Consider the following 17636-nt stretch of genomic DNA (forward strand, 5'->3'; position numbering starts at 1 on the left):
ATAGACCGGATTCATTTTGTCCATTATAGCATTACCGTTTAGGGGATGAGTAGTCCTTCGCCTGATCGCCTGCTTCATACCGCAAAATGCCTCTATAAATGCTTGTCGCCACTTTACGTTGATACATGTCGTCGCCGAGCAGAACCGATTCCTGCGGATGAGACAGAAAGCCCACTTCGACAAGGATCGAGGGCATTTTGAGCGCCTGCAGCATATACACCGTATTTACCGTTTTCGCGGTTCGGTTCGTATTCGAAAGCACTGTCCGAATCTCATTCTGTACAAGCCTGGCCAGCGCTTCGTTATCCGGATGATTCGGATAGTAAAAAACTTGAGCGCCGCTCCAGCGGTTTGAAGGAATGCTGTTCATATGAATGCTTATGAAAAGATCGGCTTTCTTATCCTCGATCGTCCGAACCCGTTGTTTGAGGTCTTCCGTCTTTCGCTTGCTGTAGCCTTTCGTCTCCGTCCCGGCGAGGTCGTAATCGCCTTCCCGTGTCATGACGACGATGGCGCCCGCCTGCTGCAAATAATCGCGTAAATACAGCGAGACGGCCAGGTTGATGTCCTTTTCAATCAAACCGCCACGGCTGACCGCTCCCCCATCGGGTCCGCCATGCCCCGCATCGATCGCAATGACTTTGCCGGATAGCGGCAGGCTCCAATAATTCCATGTTCTCGCGGTAGGCATATCGTATGAAATAATGCCCAGCAGCAGAGCCAAGAGAAGGGCGCCCCCTATCCCTTTTTTCATGCTGCTCCAAGAGATCCAGACCGAGACTTTATGCTTGTTGCGGCCGGACATAATAAAAGACCCCCTCGTCCCGATAGATTCTACTCATCTATATGGGACAAGAGGGTCAAATAGTACCTCTAATTCATTATGAAGTTGTAACTTCCTTCATGCCTTCAATGAGAATTTGGGCAACCTCAGGCCGGGAGAATTCCGGCGGCGGGCATACTCCTTCACGCAGCATGGCGCGCACTTTGGTACCCGACAAGGCTACATGATCTTCTTTTGTATGAGGGCATGTCTTATTTGAAGCCATGTTTCCGCATTTCTTGCAGAAGAAGCTGTGTTCGAAGAACAGAGGAGTAATATCAAGCTCTTCGGCAGTGAAATTGGAGAAGATCTCCTGGGCTTCGTACGTTCCGTAATAATCGCCAACACCGGCATGGTCGCGGCCTACAATAAAATGGGTGCAGCCGTAGTTTTTGCGGACCATGGCATGGAAAATCGCTTCACGCGGACCGGCATAGCGCATGGCTGCCGGGAACACCCCGAGGAATGTCCGGTTCTGCGGATAGTAATTTTCCAAAAGGGCCAGGTAGCTCTTCATGCGCACGTTCGCTGGCACATCGTCCGACTTTGTCTCGCCTACCAGCGGATTCAGGAACAAGCCGTCCACGATTTCCATCGCGGACTTTTGAATATATTCATGGGCACGGTGAACAGGGTTCCGAGTCTGAAAGCCCACAACCTTTCTCCAGCCATTTTCGGCAAAAATTTCACGGGTCTTGGCCGGGTCAAAATAAAACTCACCGAATTTCTCCGGCTGCGGACGGTTCAAAACGGTAATCGGACCGCCGACATAAGTTGTATTACGGGCAAACAGCTTGCTTACGCCAGGATGCTCAGGGTCGGTTGTTTTAAAAACATTCTGAGCTTCAACCTCCTGATCGACACTGTAAATGCTCTCGACATTCAGAAGACCGTATATTTTGCCGTCCTCTTCACCGACCAGAGCCAATCTCTCGCCGATCTTCAAAGAAGCGGCTTCCTCATCGCTAAGAGACAGCGTAATCGGAATGCTCCATACCGTTCCATTCGCAAGACGCATATTTTTCACGACCGAATGATAGTCCTCTTCGTTCAGAAATCCGGTAAGCGGGGAAAAAGCGCCGACACCGATCAAGTCCAGATCGGAAATCGTCCATGTATTGATGGCGATTCGTTTAAATCCCGCCGCTTCCTGAAGCAGTTGTTCTCTCTCCTTGCCTTCAGCTATCCGGTTGATCAACTTTCCGCCATGTGGAAGGATTGCAGTCATCTATTTTCTTCCCTTCTCTGTTGTAAAGATTAGTATATCTTATTTGTGAAGTCCGCATTCCGTCTTGTCCGATCCAGACCAGCGTCCGGCACGAGGATCTTCGCCAGGCATAACGGCGCGAGTGCAATATTCGCAACCGATGCTTGGGAAATGGCGGTCATGCAGCGGATTGTAGATGATTTCGTTCGCGCGGATGTAGTTCCATACATCTTCAGTTGTCCAGTGCGCGATTGGGTTAAACTTCACAAGACCGAATTTGTAATCATATTCAATCTTCTTTGCATTGGCGCGGGTCGGCGCCTGGTCGCGGCGGATGCCGGTAATCCATGCATCATACTGGGACAATATGCGTGTCAGCGGTTCTACCTTGCGGATATTGCAGCATTGGTTCGGCTCTGTTTTCCACAGTTCCTCGCCATATTGCTGGGCTTGCTCCTCTGGAGTGATTTTCGGGGATACCCGCACGAACTCCAAATTGTACTTGGCCGCTATCTTATCTCTCGTTTCATAGGTTTCCTGAAAGTGAAAATCCGTATCCAGGTAGAAAATATCGCTAGACGGACTTACTTTTTGCAGCATGTCGACCAGTACAACGTCCTCGGCTCCAAAGCTGCAGGCAAACGTTATATTTGGAAAAGTGTCCACTGCCCAGCGAATAATCTCCTCAGGCGTGGCATTCTCTAATTCTTCAGCCTTCACTTTGATTAATTCTTCTTTTTCAAGCAAGTTCATTGCGTATTCCTCCATCCCAAAATAAAACTTCAGTTTAAATTCCAACTAAGTTCATATGAAATAAGTATATAACTTTCCCAATGGATGTCAATGATATTTCAGCATTAAAACATTCCAAAATGCTATATCTTTATTTCAGGCAAATAAAAAGCATCCCTAGGGATGCAAAGATCAGAAGGTTATAAGAGGGAATTAAAAATTTCTGCGACTATATGGTTTGGATAAAAATAAAAGCCCCCGGCCGCAAAGGCCGAGGGCTGAAATTCCTTGATACACAAGGGATATTAACGTTTCGAGAACTGAGGAGCGCGACGAGCGGCTTTGAGGCCGTATTTCTTACGTTCCTTCATACGTGGGTCACGAGTCAGGAATCCGGCTTTCTTCAGGGAAGAACGGTATTCCGGATCTGCTTTCAGCAGAGCGCGGGAAATGCCGTGACGGATTGCGCCGGCTTGACCGGAGATTCCTCCGCCGTGAGCAATAACCAGAACATCGTAGTTGCCCAGTGTTTCAGTCAGGGTCAGAGGTTGTTTTACGATCAGTTTGAGTGTTTCCAAACCGAAATATTCGTTGATATCGCGTTTGTTAATGACAATGCGTCCTTCACCCGGTACGAGGCGAACACGTGCTACCGAATGTTTACGACGACCTGTCCCATAGTATTGTACTTGTGCCATGAAACTGTCCTCCTTTATTCTTATCCGCGAAGTTCGTAAACTTCAGGTTTTTGTGCTGCGTGTGGATGCTCTGCGCCGGCATAAACTTTCAATCTCAGCTTCATTGCGTTGCCTTGACGGGTCTTCGGAATCATACCGTAAACGGCGGATTCGATTACACGCTCAGGCTTGGTGTTCAGCAAGGTTTCAGCTGTGGTTACTTTCAGACCGCCCGGATGCAGCGAGTGACGGTAGTATTTCTTGTTTTGCAGCTTCTTGCCAGTCAGGTGAATCTTCTCGGCGTTGATAACGATGACGAAGTCGCCAGTATCAACATGAGGTGTAAATTGCGGTTTGTGTTTACCGCGGATCAAAGCAGCGGTTTCACTTGCCAGACGGCCGAGTGTTTTGCCTTCGGCATCGATAATATGCCAGTTGCGTTCAACTTCGTTCGGCTTCGCCATGTAGGTGGTACGCATGAATAGTTCCTCCTCGTTCTCGTACGAAAATCTCGTATATCTGATTTCTCATCGAAAGTACATTTTTGGTTGTTGGTAAAGCATTTTTGGGGTTATCTTGATCGGGGCTGTGGGATAGCCATCAAGAAAACACAACTTTTATTTTACAGGATAAACATACCGAGTGCAAGGGATTTTTCGATGGTTCATTAACTTTTTTTCGCTAATAAAAATAGTCATCAATCTCCAGCATCCTCGTAATTGACACTCCACAGAGCCAGGCCTTTAGCCAAAGCTGTCGGCCCCGCGGCCGCACGGTCACATGCCGCCAATATGTCCGCAACATCGTTCGGTCTGCGCTTTCCTTCCCCCACCTGAATCAGCGTGCCCATGATGATCCGAACCATATGCTGCAAAAAACCGCTTCCGGTAATGTAAGTATGAATGACCCCCTGATCGGTCGAATCGGGCCGGCACATGCTGCGGTCTATCTCCATATGAGCCTCGTAAATCGTGCGGACATGAGAAGTCTTTGTTGATTTACGCGATGCGAAGGAAGTGAAGTCATATGTGCCGATCAGAAGTTCCAGTCCCTGCTCCATCGCCTTCACATCAAGCGCCACGGGATGATGAAACTGAAAGCGCCGCTGAAAAGGGTCCGGAAACCGGTTGCCATTGATGGTATAGCGATAAGTCTTCCGCTTGGCTCCCCTCCGGGAGTGAAAAGTGAGCGGCACTTCGTGAGCTTCCGTAACGACGATATCTTCCGGCAAACGGGCGTTTAGTGCCAGGCACCACCGCTCAAGCGGTATAAGCGAGGCCGTTTCGAAATTAAAGGGCTGCCCATAGGCGTGCACGCCGGCGTCCGTACGACCGGAAGCGGTAATCTTCACCACATCGCCGGTTAGATGGGTTATGGCCCGCTCAAGCATATCCTGAACCGTATTGCCTCCCGGTTGGGTCTGAAAGCCATCATAGTTCGTACCGTCATAGGTGACTTTCATGAACAGATTGCGCATTCGGCTCTCCTTCCTTCTCAAAAAAAAGAAGCCCCTTCGGGAGCTCCTTCCATTGAACAAGCGGATTTCCGCGGTTTACTGCACGACTGGCGGACACCTATGCAGATATCCGGTAGATCACGCCGTCGGTAGGAGCCGGGACATGACGCCGTCTCTCCAAAAGAAGAGCCGGGCCATATTCCACTGATACAATAACACGGATCATCCCCTATTCTATCCATTCCCTTAAAGGAAAACGGGCACAGGGGGCAATCGGGAAATCAATGCTTGCTGCCTTTACCTAGGCACGGTCTACCAGTTCAAGGTAAACCATAGGTGCCGAGTCGCCGCGGCGAGGTCCGAGCTTCAGGATACGAGTGTATCCGCCTGCACGTTCCGTGTAGCGCGGTGCGATTTCAGCGAACAGCTTTTGAATTGCGTCCTGCTCTCCGTCGACGGTTTCGCGGCGCACGAATGCAGCGACTTGACGACGGGCATGCAGATCGCCCTTCTTAGCTTTCGTAATCAGTTTTTCGGCGATGGAACGAACTTCCTTCGCTTTCGCTTCCGTTGTTTGGATGCGCTCATATAAGAACAGGTCCGTTACCAAGTCGCGGAACAATGCTTTACGCGCACTGGAATCACGGCCTAACTTTTGGTATGCCATGTTTTTCCCTCCTCTACTTCGTCAATCTTATCGCTTATTCTTCGGTACGAAGACCCAAACCGAGCTCTTCGAGCTTTTCCTGTACTTCTTCCAAAGATTTGCGGCCCAAGTTGCGGACCTTCATCATATCTTCTTCCGTTTTCGTGGTAAGCTCCTGCACCGTATTGATGCCGGCGCGTTTGAGACAGTTGTAGGAACGGACCGAAAGATCCAGCTCTTCGATTGTCATCTCAAGCACTTTTTCTTTTTTGTCTTCTTCTTTTTCGACCATAATTTCGGCATCCTTCGCTTCATCCGTAAGACCTACGAACAATACAAGATGCTCATTCAAAATTTTGGCTCCAAGGCTAACAGCCTCTTCCGGTCTAATGCTGCCATCCGTCCAGATTTCCATCGTCAACTTGTCGTAGTTGGTCACTTGACCGACACGAGTGTTGTCGATTGTGTAGTTCACGCGGGAAATTGGAGTGTAGATGGAATCAACCGGAATAACACCGATCGGCTGGTCTTCACGCTTGTTACGGTCCGCTTGGACATAGCCGCGACCACGGCCTGCAAATATACGCATGTGAAGTCTCGCGCCTGGTCCCAGCGTTGCAATATGAAGGTCCGGGTTAAGGATCTCAACATCGCTGTCCGCACGAATGTCACCTGCGGTTACGACGCCTTCCCCTTCAGCATCAATCTCGAACACTTTCTCTTCGTCTGAATGAATCTTCAGGGAAAGAGCTTTGAGGTTCAAAATGATTTCGGTCACGTCTTCCATTACGCCGGGAACGGTGGAGAACTCATGCAGAACGCCGTCAATTTGGACCGAGGTCACTGCGGCTCCCGGAAGGGAGGACAACAGGATCCGGCGAAGCGAGTTCCCCAGAGTCGTGCCATATCCACGTTCCAGCGGTTCTACTACGAATTTCCCATAGGTTCCTTCATCATTGGCTTCTACGGTCTCAATCTTCGGCTTTTCGATTTCTATCACGAGTGTACCCTCCTTCAACGTCGCTCCTATATGAAACTGTCACCCCATCAGGTGTATCATGTAGTATGCCTAAACAACCATTATTAGCAGATGGTGCCGGTTTTATACCACATTTACATCGCTGATTCACTATACGCGGCGACGTTTCGGCGGACGGCATCCATTATGCGGAACCGGAGTTACGTCTTTAATGAGGTTAACTTCAAGACCAGCGGCTTGAAGGGAACGGATGGCTGCCTCGCGGCCCGCGCCCGGTCCTTTAACCATAACTTCAACACTCTTCATGCCATGCTCCATTGCTGCCTTGGCTGCAACTTCTGCCGCCATTTGAGCTGCGAACGGAGTCGACTTACGGGAGCCTCTAAATCCTTGGCCGCCGGAGCTTGCCCAGGAAATAGCGTTGCCGTGAGGATCCGTGATGGTAACGATAGTATTGTTGAACGTGGAACGGATATGTGCCACTCCGGATTCGATATTTTTACGGTCGCGACGTTTGGTACGTACGACTTTTTTCGGTTTAGCCATTGTCTCTTATCACCCCTTATTATTTCTTCTTGTTTGCTACCGTACGACGCGGGCCTTTCCGGGTACGGGCATTTGTTTTGGTACGTTGACCGCGAACAGGCAAGCCGCGACGGTGACGAACACCGCGGTAGCAGCCAATCTCGGTAAGACGTTTAATATTCAAGGAAATTTCACGACGCAGGTCGCCTTCTACTTTGACCGATTTGTCGATCGTTTCACGCAATTTGCTGACTTCATCTTCCGTCAAATCACGGACACGTGTGTTAACGTCGATCCCTGTTTCTTTCAAAATTTTCTGGGAAGTCGTTCTACCGATTCCGAAAATATAAGTCAAGGCGATCTCAACGCGTTTGTCACGTGGCAAATCCACTCCAGCTATACGAGCCATTTTACGCTACACCCCCTTCTTTAACCTTGTTTTTGTTTGTGCTTCGGATTTTCGCAAATTACCATTACAGTCCCCTTGCGACGGATGACTTTGCATTTCTCGCAAATGGGCTTTACAGAAGGTCTTACCTTCATGCTTATTACCTCCTCAAAGTTTTACGCAGTAAAACTGGCTTTGAAAGCTCCTGCTCAGTTTTACCTGTAGTAAAACTGGCTTCGAAAGCATACGCTACCGTTCCGCATAAAGCAAAACTTCAATCGTAGTTCCCATCTATTTACGGTAAGTTATACGACCTTTAGACAAATCATAAGGCGATAACTGTACGACCACCTTGTCTCCAGTCAAAATACGGATAAAGTGCATCCGAAGCTTACCTGACACGTGGGCAAGAATTTGATGGCCGTTCTCCAACTCTACCTTAAACGTTGCGTTCGGCAACGGTTCAATGACGGTGCCTTCCACCTCAATGACATCTTCTTTAGCCACAGTTATTCTCCTTTCTTCATAGCGCTTATTCCGGCGGAACGCACGTAATCCATAACTGCATAGCGGAGTTTTCCGTTTGTTACCCGGCCGGTTTCTTTCAGACTGTTCACAACCTCGCTGCTAATGATCGGAGTGAGCTCCAGATGAAGAATATTCTTCTTCTTCGGCCCATCAAACTTTCGTTTGTCCCCGTCCGCAATATACACAAACCTGCTGTCCACAACAGCGATGACCACGGCAATCTCTCCAGCTTCTTTGCCTTTGAGTATTTTCACCAATTGACCGACCTGCGGGCTGCTCTCGGCATTCAACAAAGATCACCTACGCATTCAGTTTTGTGAAAATTTCCATGCCTTCCGGCGTAACCGCCACCGTGTGCTCAAAGTGAGCGCACAGAGAGCCGTCCACCGTCACGACCGTCCAGTTATCTTCCAGCGTTCGGACATAACGTTTGCCCGCATTAACCATCGGCTCGATGGCGAGCACCATGCCTGCCTTCAGCCGCGGTCCGCGGTCTGCAATGCCATAGTTCGGAATTTGCGGTTCTTCATGCAGTTCTGCCCCAACGCCATGTCCTACATACTCGCGTACTACCGAGAATCCGGCTTCTTCGATATATTTCTGGATAGCGTGGGAGATTGTAAACAAGCGCACATCCGGCTTAATCAGCTCTAGACCTGCGAACAGGGAGCCTTCCGTTACATCCAGCAACCGCTGGGCTTCTTCGGATATGCTGCCCACCCCGTAGGTCCACGCGGAGTCGCCGTGATATCCCTTGTACTGCGCTCCGATGTCAAGCGATATTATGTCGCCTTCCACCAGTTTGCGTTTGCCGGGAAATCCATGCACCAACTGATCGTTGACTGAAGCGCAAATGCTGGCAGGAAAACCGTTGTAGCCTTTAAAAGACGGCACGGCACCTTGACTGCGAATGTATTGATCGGCGATTCTATCGAGCTCTCCGGTCGTAATTCCAGGCTCAATGGCCTGTGCCATGAGACGGTGAGTCTCGGCAACAATTCGTCCCGCTTCTCTCATGAAGGCAAGTTCCTGTTCGGACTTACATATGATCATTACACTAACCTCGCAGTAAAGACACAATTTCGGCGGAAACGACGTCGATTTCGTTTTCCCCGTTCACCTGACGCAAGAGACCTTTATTCTCATAAAAGTGAAGGAGCGGCGCCGTCTTGCTGTCATACTCATCCAAGCGCTTGCCAACACTTTCTTCATTGTCATCCGGACGCTGATACAGCGCTCCGCCGTCAATGTCGCAAATGCCTTCTTGTTTCGGCGGGTTGAAGATCAAATGATACGAAGCACCGCATACCGTGCAGATCCGCCGTCCGGTCAGACGAGCCATAAGCAGTCCGCGGTCCACGTTCAAATTGATGACATGATCCAGAGAAGTGTTCATGCGGACAAGCAGCTCATCCAGCGCTTCCGCTTGCGAAAGAGTTCTTGGAAAGCCGTCCAATAAAAAACCTTTTTCGCAATCGGACTGCTGCAGCCGTTCTTCCACAATTCCAATCGTTACATCATCCGGTACAAGCAAGCCTTGATCAATAAAGGACTTGGCCTTCAGCCCAACTGGAGTTCCCTGCTTGATCGCGAGACGAAAAGCGTCTCCCGTCGAGATATGAGGTATATCCAGTTCCTTTACGATAACCGCAGCTTGTGTTCCCTTGCCTGCCCCAGGCGGGCCCATGAAAAGGATGTTCACGTTACGTCTCTCCCCAGTTAACAGGATCGCCACCAGGCAAGAAACAGCACAATAGGCGCCGGGAAGTCTGTAGATGAGCCGCTTCACCGGAACCTATCGCCTATTTGTTAATGAAGCCTTTGTAATGGCGTTTAATCAATTGGCTCTCGATCTGCTTCATCGTATCCAGCGCGACGCCGATAACGATGAGCAGCGAAGTGCCGCCGATCTTCACCGAACGAGGCAAGCCGGTAACGTTGCCGAAGAATACCGGAATAACAGAGATGACAGCCAGGAACAGCGCGCCCGACATCGTCAGACGGGACATTACCCGGGTCAAATACTTCTCCGTCGCCTTGCCCGGGCGAATGCCGGGAATGTAACCGCCGTTCTTTTTCATATTGTCAGCCATCTGCTGCGGGTTCATCTGGACAAACGTGTAGAAGAACGTGAATCCGATGATCATGATCACATAAAGGACCATGCCGAGCGGCTTATCATACCAAAGGTGAGTGCTGACCCACTTCGCCCAGGCATGAGTCGACCAAAAGTTGGCGATGACAATCGGGAATTGAAGCAGCGATACGGCAAAGATAACAGGGATTACGCCCGCCGCATTGATTTTAAGCGGAATATGCGTATTCTGTCCACCGTACATTTTGTTGCCGACCACGCGTTTTGCATACTGTACGGGGATTTTCCGAATACCTTGCTGTACGAAGATAACCCCTGTGATAATCGCCACAACCACAATTGCAACGACCACGACTTTAAGAATATTCAGGAAAGTCTGCCCCGGCTGGATAAAGCTCGATTGCGCCGTTGCCGTAAAATATCCCGGTATGCCTGCGACGATTCCCGCAAAAATCAGGATCGAAATCCCGTTTCCGATACCCCTCTCGGTGATTTGCTCACCAAGCCACATCAAGAATGAAGTACCTGCCGTCAAAATGATGGCAACGAGCAGATAATCGGCGATCGTTGCATTCGGCATCATTTGCGTACCATACATTCGGTTAAAACCGATAGATGTTGCAAAACCCTGAATCAAAGCCAACACTACCGTACCGTAACGGGTAATTTGCGCCAGCTGTTTTTTACCGTGTTCGCCTTGCTTTGCCCATTCGGCAAATTTCGGCACTACATCCATCGACAAAAGCTGCACGATGATGGATGCGGTAATGTAAGGGTAAATACTGATCGCAAAGATGGAGAAGTTTTTAAGCGCTCCGCCCGAAAACGTGTTGAACAAGTTCATCAAGGCAGTTCCAGCCTCGTTGCCTGTCGATTCAAATACCGTTTTGTCTACACCTGGAACCGGCACGAACGAACCGATGCGGTAGATAATAAAAACAAACAGGGTAAACAGAATTTTTTTGCGCAAATCTTCAACATGCCATATATTCTTAAGCGTCTTGAACATTAGATCACCTCGGTTTTACCGCCGGCAGCCTCGATTTTCTCTACCGCAGATTGAGAGAACTTGTTTGCTTGTACCGAAAGTTTTACAGTGATTTCTCCATTGCCGAGGATTTTGATGCCGCTCTTCGTGTTCTTCACAACGCCTGTTTCAACCAGCAGTTGAGGCGTAACTTCCGTACCTTCTGCAAAGCTGTTCAGTTCCTCAAGGTTCACAATCGCATACTCTTTACGGGTAGGATTGACGAAACCACGCTTAGGCAGACGACGATAGAGTGGGTTTTGGCCACCCTCGAAGCCCGGACGTACACCACCGCCGGAACGAGAGTTTTGACCTTTATGACCACGGCCGGATGTTTTACCGTTACCGCTGGAAGTACCGCGACCTACACGGTTGCGTTCTTTGCGGGAACCTGGAGCCGGAGCGAGTTCATGTAACTTCATCGTTTGCACCTCCTTATGTCTATTAATGGGTAAAAGGCGACTTAGCCTTCAATTTCAGTAACGGATACGAGATGGCTCACTTTATTGATCATTCCGCGAATCGCAGGATTATCGTTGTGAACCACGGACGAGTTGAGTTTACGCAGGCCGAGCGTCTTAACGGTCACACGTTGTGTTTCCGGACGTCCGATTAAGCTGCGAACGAGGGTAATTTGCAGTTTTGCCATTGACGTTCCCCTCCTTAACCGCGAAGCTCTTCGACAGATTTGCCGCGAAGTTTCGCGACCTCTTCAATGCGCTTCAGACGGGACAATCCCTCCAAAGTTGCATTGACCATATTCATGGAGTTCGAAGAACCCAAAGATTTTGTCAAAATATCGCCTACACCGGCCAGTTCCAGTACCGCACGAACAGGTCCGCCTGCGATAACACCAGTACCTTGCGATGCCGGTTTCAGCAGAACGCGTCCAGCGCCGAAATGTCCGGTAACAAGGTGAGGAATCGTTGTTCCTACGAGTGGAACTTGGATCAGGTTTTTCTTGGCGTCTTCGATGCCTTTACGGATCGCATCCGGAACTTCGCCGGCTTTACCGATACCCGCACCGACCCAGCCTTTGCCATCGCCGACAACAACCAGTGCGCTGAAGCTGAAACGGCGTCCGCCTTTTACAACTTTAGCAACACGGTTAATGTGGACAACTCTTTCTGTCAGCTCTAAAGTGTTTGGATCTACACGCAAGTCGTTAACCTCCTTTTAAGAATGTTTCTAGAATTCAAGACCAGCTTCACGAGCTGCATCAGCGAGCGCTTGAATCCGTCCATGGTACAGGTAGCCTCCGCGGTCGAATACCACAGCGGTATGTCCTTTTGCTTTGGCGCGCTCAGCGACCAGTTGGCCGACTTTGCTTGCAGCTTCAACGCTGCCGCCGTTGCCGATAGAATCTTTCAGGTCTTTATCCAGTGTCGATGCGGATGCGATCGTTACGCCGCTCACATCGTCGATCAGTTGAGCATAAATGTGCTTGGAAGAACGGAACACATTCAGGCGCGGACGTTCAGCAGTACCCTGGATTTTCTTGCGTACACGCAGGTGTCTTTTGACACGAGCTTTGTTTTTGTCCTCTTTCGTAATCATGACTTCCTTTTCACTCCCTTCAGTTTGCCTTAAGGCAGCTTCACGTTAAGACGCACGAAGCATCTTAGGATCGAGGCCAGCCGGCTTATTTCTTCTTACCGGCTTTACCTTCTTTACGGATAATGCGTTCGCCCTCATATTTAATACCTTTGCCCTTGTATGGCTCAGGTTCGCGTACAGAACGAATTTTTGCGGCATAAGCGCCTACGCGTTCTTTGTCGATGCCTTTTACGATGATTTTCGTGTTGGCAGGAACTTCGAACTCGATGCCCGGTTCCGGAGTAATCTCAACCGGATGGGAGTAGCCGACGTTCAGAACGATTTTATCTCCGGATTTGTTTGCACGATATCCGACCCCAACCAGTTCCAGAGATTTGGAAAATCCTTCGGTCACGCCGCTTACCATGTTGTTGACAACGGAGCGGGTTGTGCCGTGAAGGGAGCGATGCAGTTTGTTGTCCGAAGGACGAACTACAAGAATTTCGTTATTTTCAACCGTAACCTTCATATCTTTATGAAGTTCACGAGTCAAAGTACCTTTAGGACCTTTAACGGTGATGACAGTGTTGTTAACCGTCACGTCTACACCGCTAGGCACTGTGATTGGTTTGCGACCAATACGAGACATTTGTGTTGCACCTCCTTATCTTGTGACGTGATTACCAAACGTAGGCGAGAACTTCGCCGCCGGATTTTGCTTGACGAGCTTCCTTGTCGGTCATAACTCCCTTGGAAGTGGAGATAATCGCGATGCCCAGTCCGCCGAGTACGCGAGGAACTTCGTTGCTCTTCGTGTATACGCGCAGGCCTGGCTTACTGATTCTTTTCAGACCGGAAATAACACGTTCTTGGTTCGGGCCGTATTTCAGGAAAATACGGATAAGCCCTTGTTTGTTATCTTCAACAAACTCCGCATCACGGATGAAGCCTTCACGCTTCAGGATGTCGGCGATTTGTTTTTTCAATGTCGAAGCAGGAAGCTCTACTGTCTCGTGACGCACGATGTTGGCGTTACGAATACGAGTAAGCATATCTGCGATAGGATCAGACATAGTCATTTGGTGTAAACCTCCTTCCCGTATATAAACTTCTTACCAGCTTGCTTTTTTCACGCCAGGAATCTGGCCTTTATAAGCTAATTCACGGAAACAAATTCTGCAAATTTTGAACTTTTGCAGTACCGAATGTGGACGACCGCAACGCTCGCAGCGTGTATATGCACGCACTTTGAATTTCGGCTCGCGTTGTTGTTTAACTTTCATCGAAGTTTTTGCCACTTTAGCCTGACACCTCCTAAACAGTTTCGGAGAATTGGACGACCGAACCTTACTTCGCGAAAGGCATTCCCAGTTGAGCCAGCAGCTCGCGGGATTCCTCATCCGTCTTTGCTGTCGTTACGATTACGATATCCATACCGCGGACTTTGTCCACCTTGTCGTATTCAATCTCAGGGAAAATCAATTGTTCTTTCAGACCCAGTGTGTAGTTGCCGCGGCCGTCGAAAGCTTTGGTCGATACACCGTGGAAGTCACGAACGCGCGGAAGCGTTACGTTGAACAATTTATCCAGGAAGTAGTACATGCGTTCACCGCGAAGGGTTACCTTAACGCCGATCGGCATATTCTCGCGCAGTTTGAAACCGGCGATAGACTTCTTGGCTTTCGTGATTACCGGTTTTTGACCAGCGATCAGCTGCATATCGTTCACAGCGGAATCAAGCACCTTCGAGTTTTGCACGGCGTCGCCTACGCCCATGTTGATAACAACCTTCTCGATTTTCGGTACTTGCATAACCGTTTTATAGTTAAACTTCTGAATCAGAGCCGGCGTAATCTCGTTCAGAAAACGTTCTTTCATTCTTGCTGCCATGAAGAGTTAACCTCCTTTCTTAAGCACTATATTAGTCGATGATCTCTCCGGATCTTTTCGCTACGCGGACCTTCTTGCCGTTGTCCAGCACTTTGTAACCGATACGGGTTACTTTGCCGCTCTTCGGATCGATGTGCATAACGTTGGATACGTGGATCGCAGCTTCCTGCTCGATGATGCCGCCTTGCGGATTTAGCTGGTTAGGCTTCTGGTGCTTCTTCACCATGTTCACGCCTTCTACCAGTACGCGGTTTTTACGCGGATACGCAGCGATGACGCGGCCCTTCTTGCCTTTATCTTTTCCGCTGATCACCATAACCACATCGTCTTTTTTCACGTGCAGTTTGTTGTTATGGGATTCCAGAACTTTTTTCACTCTAGGCATTTGTTACACCTCCTGGTTCTAAGCCTTTTGCAAGTCGCTATATGAGCCGCCTAAGCGGTATTAGATAACTTCCGGTGCCAAGGAAACGATCTTCATGTAATCCTTGTCGCGAAGTTCGCGGGCAACTGGTCCGAAAATACGTGTTCCGCGCGGGCTTCTGTCGTCTTTTACAACAACTGCTGCATTCTCGTCAAATGCGATGTAAGATCCGTCCTTACGGCGTACAGAGCGCTTCGTGCGCACAACCACCGCTTTTACTACATCACCTTTTTTGACAACGCCGCCTGGTGTTGCTTGTTTTACCGAGCAAACGATCAGATCGCCGATAGCAGCTGTCCGACGTCCAGTACCACCCAATACGCGGATACACATCAGTTCCTTCGCACCGGAGTTGTCAGCTACATGCAAGCGTGTAAATGGTTGAATCATTATTATTTCCTCCTTTCGGAAAAATGGTCAGGTAACGCATTAGATGATAACCGCTTTTTCCACCACTTCAACCAGTCTCCAGCGTTTGTCCTTGGAGAGCGGACGAGTTTCCATGATCTTCACAGTATCGCCGATTTGCGCGGTATTGTTCTCATCATGTGCTTTGAATTTCTTGGTGTACTTGATGCGCTTGTGGTACAGATCATGCTTTTTGTAAGTTTCAACGGCAACCACGATCGTTTTGTCCATTTTATCGCTGACAACTTTACCGATTTGCACTTTGCGCGCGTTGCGTTCTTCGCTCATAATTAGCCTCCTTCCTGATACGGATCATCCTATCCGTTCACTTAGCTGATCCCAAGTACTCTCTCATGGATAACGGTTTTAGCACGAGCTATTTCTCTACGCACATCACGAATCCGAGTCGGGTTGTCCAGTTGGCCTGTTGCCAGTTGAAAACGCAGATTAAAGAGCTCTTCTTTGAAGCCAGCAATCTTTTGTTCAATCTCGGCAGTGGTCAAGTTGCGAAGTTCATTAGCTTTCATTTGCTTCACCACCCAATTCTTCACGTTTCACAAACTTAGTCTTGATTGGCAGCTTGTGAGCGGCAAGACGCATCGCTTCACGAGCGATTTCTTCCGACACGCCTCCGAGTTCGAACATAATCTTGCCCGGTTTAACTACGGCTACCCATTTCTCAACGTTACCTTTACCGCTACCCATCCGAACCTCGAGAGGCTTTTGAGTAATCGGCTTGTCAGGGAAAATTTTGATCCATACTTTACCGCCCCGTTTGATGTAACGGGTCATCGCGATACGAGCCGCTTCGATCTGACGGTTAGTGATCCAGGATGGCTCCAGAGCTTGCAGACCGAATTCGCCGAAGTTCAGCTCGGTGCCGCCTTTTGCCATACCCTTCATGTGACCGCGTTGTTGTTTGCGGTGTTTAACGCGTTTTGGTACCAACATGATTAGTTGCCTCCTTCCTGAGCAGCTTGTTTCTTAGCCGTAGGAAGAACCTCTCCACGATAGATCCATACTTTTACGCCGATACGGCCATAAGTCGTATGAGCTTCAGCCGTTCCGTAGTCGATATCGGCACGAAGCGTATGAAGTGGAACTGTTCCTTCGCTATAGCCTTCCGTACGAGCGATCTCGGCGCCGCCAAGACGTCCGCTGACAGAGGTTTTAATCCCTTTTGCTCCGGAACGCATTGTTCTTTGGATAGCCTGCTTGAGCGCACGGCGGAACGATACGCGACGTTCCAGCTGTTGTGCGATGCTCTCGGCAACGAGAATAGCGTCCAGCTCAGGGTGTTTGATTTCATTGATATTAATGTGTACTTTTTTGCCGCCTGCGATTTGAGTAACCGCGCTGCGAAGCACTTCAACTTCAGCGCCGCCCTTACCAATAACCATACCCGGTTTAGCGGTATGAATCGTTACGTTCACGCGGCTAGCCGCTCTTTCAATCTCAATACGGGAAACAGCGGAATCTTTCAGCTTGCCTTTGAGGTATTCCCGAATTTTGACGTCTTCCAGAAGAAGTGTCCCGAAATCTTTTCCTGCATACCATTTGGATTCCCAGTCACGGATAATCCCGATCCGGAGTCCGACTGGATTTACCTTTTGACCCACACGTTATCCCTCCTTATTTCTCAGATACCACCAAAGTAATGTGGCTGGTGCGTTTGTTAATCCGGCTGGCGCGACCCATCGCGCGCGGACGGAACCGTTTCATCGTTGGACCTTGGTTAACGAAAACCTCGCTAATAAACAAGTTGTTTACGTCCATCGAATAGTTGTGCTCGGCATTGGCGATCGCCGAATTCAGCAGCTTTTCAACTACCGGGGAAGCGGATTTCGGAGTGTGGCGAAGGATTGCGATCGCCTCTCCCACCTGCTTGCCGCGAATCAAGTCAACAACCAGTTTCGCTTTACGAGCGGAAATCCGCACCGATCTTGCATGCGCTTTTGCTTGCATTGTTTTCCCTCCTCTCGAACAGAGAACCTGTTATTATCTTCTCGTTTTCTTATCGTCACCCGCGTGGCCTTTGTAAGTACGCGTCGGCGCGAACTCGCCCAACTTGTGACCTACCATATCTTCCGTTACGTATACAGGCACGTGTTTACGGCCGTCATACACACCAAACGTATGTCCGATAAATTGAGGGAAAATGGTTGAGCGGCGGGACCAAGTTTTGATGACTACTTTTTTGCCCGAAACGTTCAAGTCTTCAACTTTTTTCAGCAGGTAGCCATCGATAAAAGGCCCCTTCTTCAAACTGCGACTCATGTATGAATCCTCCCTTCA

32 protein-coding genes are annotated in these 17636 nt (G+C 49.3%); all 32 read right to left on the minus strand.

The window, feature by feature from the left end:
* Positions 1 to 31: 31 nt before the first annotated feature.
* Entirely contained in the window at positions 32 to 805 is a 774-nt protein-coding gene (cwlD, locus tag PUR_RS23145) for an N-acetylmuramoyl-L-alanine amidase CwlD (protein WP_179037266.1), read from the minus strand.
* 76 nt (positions 806 to 881) lie between these two features.
* Positions 882 to 2051, minus strand: a complete 1170-nt coding sequence (sat, locus tag PUR_RS23150; protein ID WP_179037267.1) for a sulfate adenylyltransferase — start codon at positions 2049 to 2051, stop codon at positions 882 to 884.
* A gap of 39 nt (positions 2052 to 2090) precedes the next feature.
* A complete protein-coding gene (locus tag PUR_RS23155; protein WP_179037268.1) occupies positions 2091 to 2783 on the minus strand; it encodes a phosphoadenylyl-sulfate reductase in 693 nt (230 codons plus the stop codon).
* 284 nt (positions 2784 to 3067) lie between these two features.
* On the minus strand, positions 3068 to 3460 hold the full coding sequence (rpsI, locus tag PUR_RS23160; RefSeq protein WP_025336647.1) for a 30S ribosomal protein S9: 393 nt from the start codon (positions 3458 to 3460) through the stop codon (positions 3068 to 3070).
* Positions 3461 to 3480: 20 nt separating this feature from the next.
* The gene (rplM, locus tag PUR_RS23165; protein WP_179037269.1) at positions 3481 to 3918 is read right to left on the minus strand and encodes a 50S ribosomal protein L13; all 438 of its coding nucleotides are present in this window, start codon (positions 3916 to 3918) and stop codon (positions 3481 to 3483) included.
* Positions 3919 to 4136: 218 nt separating this feature from the next.
* A complete protein-coding gene (gene truA, locus PUR_RS23170; protein WP_179037270.1) occupies positions 4137 to 4916 on the minus strand; it encodes a tRNA pseudouridine(38-40) synthase TruA in 780 nt (259 codons plus the stop codon).
* 280 nt (positions 4917 to 5196) lie between these two features.
* On the minus strand, positions 5197 to 5562 hold the full coding sequence (rplQ, locus tag PUR_RS23175; RefSeq protein ID WP_038698974.1) for a 50S ribosomal protein L17: 366 nt from the start codon (positions 5560 to 5562) through the stop codon (positions 5197 to 5199).
* A 34-nt stretch (positions 5563 to 5596) separates the two neighbouring features.
* Complete coding sequence (locus tag PUR_RS23180; RefSeq protein WP_025693043.1) at positions 5597 to 6541, minus strand: DNA-directed RNA polymerase subunit alpha; 945 nt, start codon at positions 6539 to 6541, stop codon at positions 5597 to 5599.
* A 129-nt stretch (positions 6542 to 6670) separates the two neighbouring features.
* Positions 6671 to 7066, minus strand: coding sequence for a 30S ribosomal protein S11 (gene rpsK, locus PUR_RS23185; protein ID WP_025336652.1), 396 nt, complete (start codon positions 7064 to 7066; stop codon positions 6671 to 6673).
* 19 nt (positions 7067 to 7085) lie between these two features.
* Positions 7086 to 7454 (minus strand): 30S ribosomal protein S13, encoded by a 369-nt coding sequence (gene rpsM / locus PUR_RS23190; RefSeq protein WP_025693041.1) that lies wholly within the window; start codon positions 7452 to 7454, stop codon positions 7086 to 7088.
* 20 nt (positions 7455 to 7474) lie between these two features.
* Entirely contained in the window at positions 7475 to 7588 is a 114-nt protein-coding gene (gene rpmJ / locus PUR_RS23195; RefSeq protein WP_003322638.1) for a 50S ribosomal protein L36, read from the minus strand.
* Between the two features lie 136 nt (positions 7589 to 7724).
* Complete coding sequence (gene infA, locus PUR_RS23200) at positions 7725 to 7940, minus strand: translation initiation factor IF-1 (RefSeq protein ID WP_018753971.1); 216 nt, start codon at positions 7938 to 7940, stop codon at positions 7725 to 7727.
* Positions 7941 to 7942: 2 nt separating this feature from the next.
* Positions 7943 to 8251 carry a KOW domain-containing RNA-binding protein gene (locus PUR_RS23205; protein WP_179037271.1) on the minus strand — a complete coding sequence of 103 codons (309 nt, stop codon included), beginning with the start codon at positions 8249 to 8251 and terminating at the stop codon, positions 7943 to 7945.
* A gap of 10 nt (positions 8252 to 8261) precedes the next feature.
* Entirely contained in the window at positions 8262 to 9014 is a 753-nt protein-coding gene (map, locus tag PUR_RS23210; protein WP_179037272.1) for a type I methionyl aminopeptidase, read from the minus strand.
* Between the two features lie 4 nt (positions 9015 to 9018).
* On the minus strand, positions 9019 to 9663 hold the full coding sequence (locus PUR_RS23215) for an adenylate kinase (RefSeq protein WP_124697990.1): 645 nt from the start codon (positions 9661 to 9663) through the stop codon (positions 9019 to 9021).
* Between the two features lie 100 nt (positions 9664 to 9763).
* The gene (secY, locus tag PUR_RS23220) at positions 9764 to 11065 is read right to left on the minus strand and encodes a preprotein translocase subunit SecY (RefSeq protein ID WP_179037273.1); all 1302 of its coding nucleotides are present in this window, start codon (positions 11063 to 11065) and stop codon (positions 9764 to 9766) included.
* Entirely contained in the window at positions 11065 to 11505 is a 441-nt protein-coding gene (gene rplO, locus PUR_RS23225) for a 50S ribosomal protein L15 (RefSeq protein ID WP_124697992.1), read from the minus strand. The genes secY and rplO overlap by 1 nt, the downstream gene beginning before the upstream one ends.
* 41 nt (positions 11506 to 11546) lie before the next feature.
* The gene (gene rpmD / locus PUR_RS23230; RefSeq protein ID WP_025697563.1) at positions 11547 to 11732 is read right to left on the minus strand and encodes a 50S ribosomal protein L30; all 186 of its coding nucleotides are present in this window, start codon (positions 11730 to 11732) and stop codon (positions 11547 to 11549) included.
* A 14-nt stretch (positions 11733 to 11746) separates the two neighbouring features.
* Positions 11747 to 12244, minus strand: a complete 498-nt coding sequence (gene rpsE, locus PUR_RS23235; protein ID WP_038698987.1) for a 30S ribosomal protein S5 — start codon at positions 12242 to 12244, stop codon at positions 11747 to 11749.
* A 27-nt stretch (positions 12245 to 12271) separates the two neighbouring features.
* Positions 12272 to 12640, minus strand: a complete 369-nt coding sequence (rplR, locus tag PUR_RS23240; protein WP_179037274.1) for a 50S ribosomal protein L18 — start codon at positions 12638 to 12640, stop codon at positions 12272 to 12274.
* Between the two features lie 85 nt (positions 12641 to 12725).
* Entirely contained in the window at positions 12726 to 13268 is a 543-nt protein-coding gene (gene rplF, locus PUR_RS23245) for a 50S ribosomal protein L6 (RefSeq protein ID WP_025336662.1), read from the minus strand.
* A 31-nt stretch (positions 13269 to 13299) separates the two neighbouring features.
* The gene (gene rpsH, locus PUR_RS23250; RefSeq protein WP_025336663.1) at positions 13300 to 13698 is read right to left on the minus strand and encodes a 30S ribosomal protein S8; all 399 of its coding nucleotides are present in this window, start codon (positions 13696 to 13698) and stop codon (positions 13300 to 13302) included.
* Between the two features lie 33 nt (positions 13699 to 13731).
* Positions 13732 to 13917, minus strand: coding sequence for a type Z 30S ribosomal protein S14 (locus PUR_RS23255; RefSeq protein WP_036589425.1), 186 nt, complete (start codon positions 13915 to 13917; stop codon positions 13732 to 13734).
* A gap of 49 nt (positions 13918 to 13966) precedes the next feature.
* Complete coding sequence (gene rplE / locus PUR_RS23260; RefSeq protein WP_036589430.1) at positions 13967 to 14509, minus strand: 50S ribosomal protein L5; 543 nt, start codon at positions 14507 to 14509, stop codon at positions 13967 to 13969.
* Between the two features lie 31 nt (positions 14510 to 14540).
* Positions 14541 to 14894, minus strand: coding sequence for a 50S ribosomal protein L24 (gene rplX / locus PUR_RS23265; protein ID WP_081754722.1), 354 nt, complete (start codon positions 14892 to 14894; stop codon positions 14541 to 14543).
* 60 nt (positions 14895 to 14954) lie between these two features.
* Positions 14955 to 15323 carry a 50S ribosomal protein L14 gene (gene rplN, locus PUR_RS23270; RefSeq protein ID WP_019908234.1) on the minus strand — a complete coding sequence of 123 codons (369 nt, stop codon included), beginning with the start codon at positions 15321 to 15323 and terminating at the stop codon, positions 14955 to 14957.
* Positions 15324 to 15362: 39 nt separating this feature from the next.
* Positions 15363 to 15629: a 30S ribosomal protein S17 gene (gene rpsQ / locus PUR_RS23275; RefSeq protein WP_025336666.1), complete on the minus strand. Its 267-nt coding sequence runs from the start codon at positions 15627 to 15629 to the stop codon at positions 15363 to 15365.
* 41 nt (positions 15630 to 15670) lie between these two features.
* Positions 15671 to 15868, minus strand: coding sequence for a 50S ribosomal protein L29 (gene rpmC / locus PUR_RS23280; RefSeq protein WP_025693031.1), 198 nt, complete (start codon positions 15866 to 15868; stop codon positions 15671 to 15673).
* Complete coding sequence (gene rplP / locus PUR_RS23285; protein WP_025336668.1) at positions 15858 to 16292, minus strand: 50S ribosomal protein L16; 435 nt, start codon at positions 16290 to 16292, stop codon at positions 15858 to 15860. Before rplP ends, rpmC begins: the two co-directional genes overlap by 11 nt.
* A gap of 2 nt (positions 16293 to 16294) precedes the next feature.
* A complete protein-coding gene (gene rpsC, locus PUR_RS23290) occupies positions 16295 to 16960 on the minus strand; it encodes a 30S ribosomal protein S3 (protein WP_038699000.1) in 666 nt (221 codons plus the stop codon).
* Positions 16961 to 16973: 13 nt separating this feature from the next.
* Positions 16974 to 17306 carry a 50S ribosomal protein L22 gene (rplV, locus tag PUR_RS23295; protein ID WP_025693028.1) on the minus strand — a complete coding sequence of 111 codons (333 nt, stop codon included), beginning with the start codon at positions 17304 to 17306 and terminating at the stop codon, positions 16974 to 16976.
* Between the two features lie 33 nt (positions 17307 to 17339).
* Complete coding sequence (rpsS, locus tag PUR_RS23300; protein ID WP_025336671.1) at positions 17340 to 17618, minus strand: 30S ribosomal protein S19; 279 nt, start codon at positions 17616 to 17618, stop codon at positions 17340 to 17342.
* Positions 17619 to 17636: the final 18 nt, after the last annotated feature.

The sequence above is a fragment of the Paenibacillus sp. URB8-2 genome (assembly GCF_013393385.1).
In the GTDB taxonomy this organism is placed as follows: Bacteria; Bacillota; Bacilli; order Paenibacillales; family Paenibacillaceae; genus Paenibacillus_AQ.

Coding starts and splice junctions, on each gene's coding strand:
- truA (WP_179037270.1), bottom strand. CDS start 4,916: ATGCGCAATCTGTTCATGAAAGTCACCTATGACGGTACGAACTATGAT.
- rpmC (WP_025693031.1), bottom strand. CDS start 15,868: ATGAAAGCTAATGAACTTCGCAACTTGACCACTGCCGAGATTGAACAA.
- rpmJ (WP_003322638.1), bottom strand. CDS start 7,588: ATGAAGGTAAGACCTTCTGTAAAGCCCATTTGCGAGAAATGCAAAGTC.
- rpsQ (WP_025336666.1), bottom strand. CDS start 15,629: ATGAGCGAAGAACGCAACGCGCGCAAAGTGCAAATCGGTAAAGTTGTC.
- rplX (WP_081754722.1), bottom strand. CDS start 14,894: ATGCCTAGAGTGAAAAAAGTTCTGGAATCCCATAACAACAAACTGCAC.
- rplP (WP_025336668.1), bottom strand. CDS start 16,292: ATGTTGGTACCAAAACGCGTTAAACACCGCAAACAACAACGCGGTCAC.
- cwlD (WP_179037266.1), bottom strand. CDS start 805: ATGTCCGGCCGCAACAAGCATAAAGTCTCGGTCTGGATCTCTTGGAGC.
- rplV (WP_025693028.1), bottom strand. CDS start 17,306: ATGCAAGCAAAAGCGCATGCAAGATCGGTGCGGATTTCCGCTCGTAAA.
- rplE (WP_036589430.1), bottom strand. CDS start 14,509: ATGGCAGCAAGAATGAAAGAACGTTTTCTGAACGAGATTACGCCGGCT.
- rpsK (WP_025336652.1), bottom strand. CDS start 7,066: ATGGCTAAACCGAAAAAAGTCGTACGTACCAAACGTCGCGACCGTAAA.
- rplN (WP_019908234.1), bottom strand. CDS start 15,323: ATGATTCAACCATTTACACGCTTGCATGTAGCTGACAACTCCGGTGCG.
- rplR (WP_179037274.1), bottom strand. CDS start 12,640: ATGATTACGAAAGAGGACAAAAACAAAGCTCGTGTCAAAAGACACCTG.
- map (WP_179037272.1), bottom strand. CDS start 9,014: ATGATCATATGTAAGTCCGAACAGGAACTTGCCTTCATGAGAGAAGCG.
- PUR_RS23155 (WP_179037268.1), bottom strand. CDS start 2,783: ATGAACTTGCTTGAAAAAGAAGAATTAATCAAAGTGAAGGCTGAAGAA.
- rpmD (WP_025697563.1), bottom strand. CDS start 11,732: ATGGCAAAACTGCAAATTACCCTCGTTCGCAGCTTAATCGGACGTCCG.
- rplO (WP_124697992.1), bottom strand. CDS start 11,505: ATGAAGTTACATGAACTCGCTCCGGCTCCAGGTTCCCGCAAAGAACGC.
- rplQ (WP_038698974.1), bottom strand. CDS start 5,562: ATGGCATACCAAAAGTTAGGCCGTGATTCCAGTGCGCGTAAAGCATTG.
- rpsI (WP_025336647.1), bottom strand. CDS start 3,460: ATGGCACAAGTACAATACTATGGGACAGGTCGTCGTAAACATTCGGTA.
- rpsH (WP_025336663.1), bottom strand. CDS start 13,698: ATGACTATGTCTGATCCTATCGCAGATATGCTTACTCGTATTCGTAAC.
- rpsS (WP_025336671.1), bottom strand. CDS start 17,618: ATGAGTCGCAGTTTGAAGAAGGGGCCTTTTATCGATGGCTACCTGCTG.
- rpsM (WP_025693041.1), bottom strand. CDS start 7,454: ATGGCTCGTATAGCTGGAGTGGATTTGCCACGTGACAAACGCGTTGAG.
- rplF (WP_025336662.1), bottom strand. CDS start 13,268: ATGTCTCGTATTGGTCGCAAACCAATCACAGTGCCTAGCGGTGTAGAC.
- rplM (WP_179037269.1), bottom strand. CDS start 3,918: ATGCGTACCACCTACATGGCGAAGCCGAACGAAGTTGAACGCAACTGG.
- sat (WP_179037267.1), bottom strand. CDS start 2,051: ATGACTGCAATCCTTCCACATGGCGGAAAGTTGATCAACCGGATAGCT.
- secY (WP_179037273.1), bottom strand. CDS start 11,065: ATGTTCAAGACGCTTAAGAATATATGGCATGTTGAAGATTTGCGCAAA.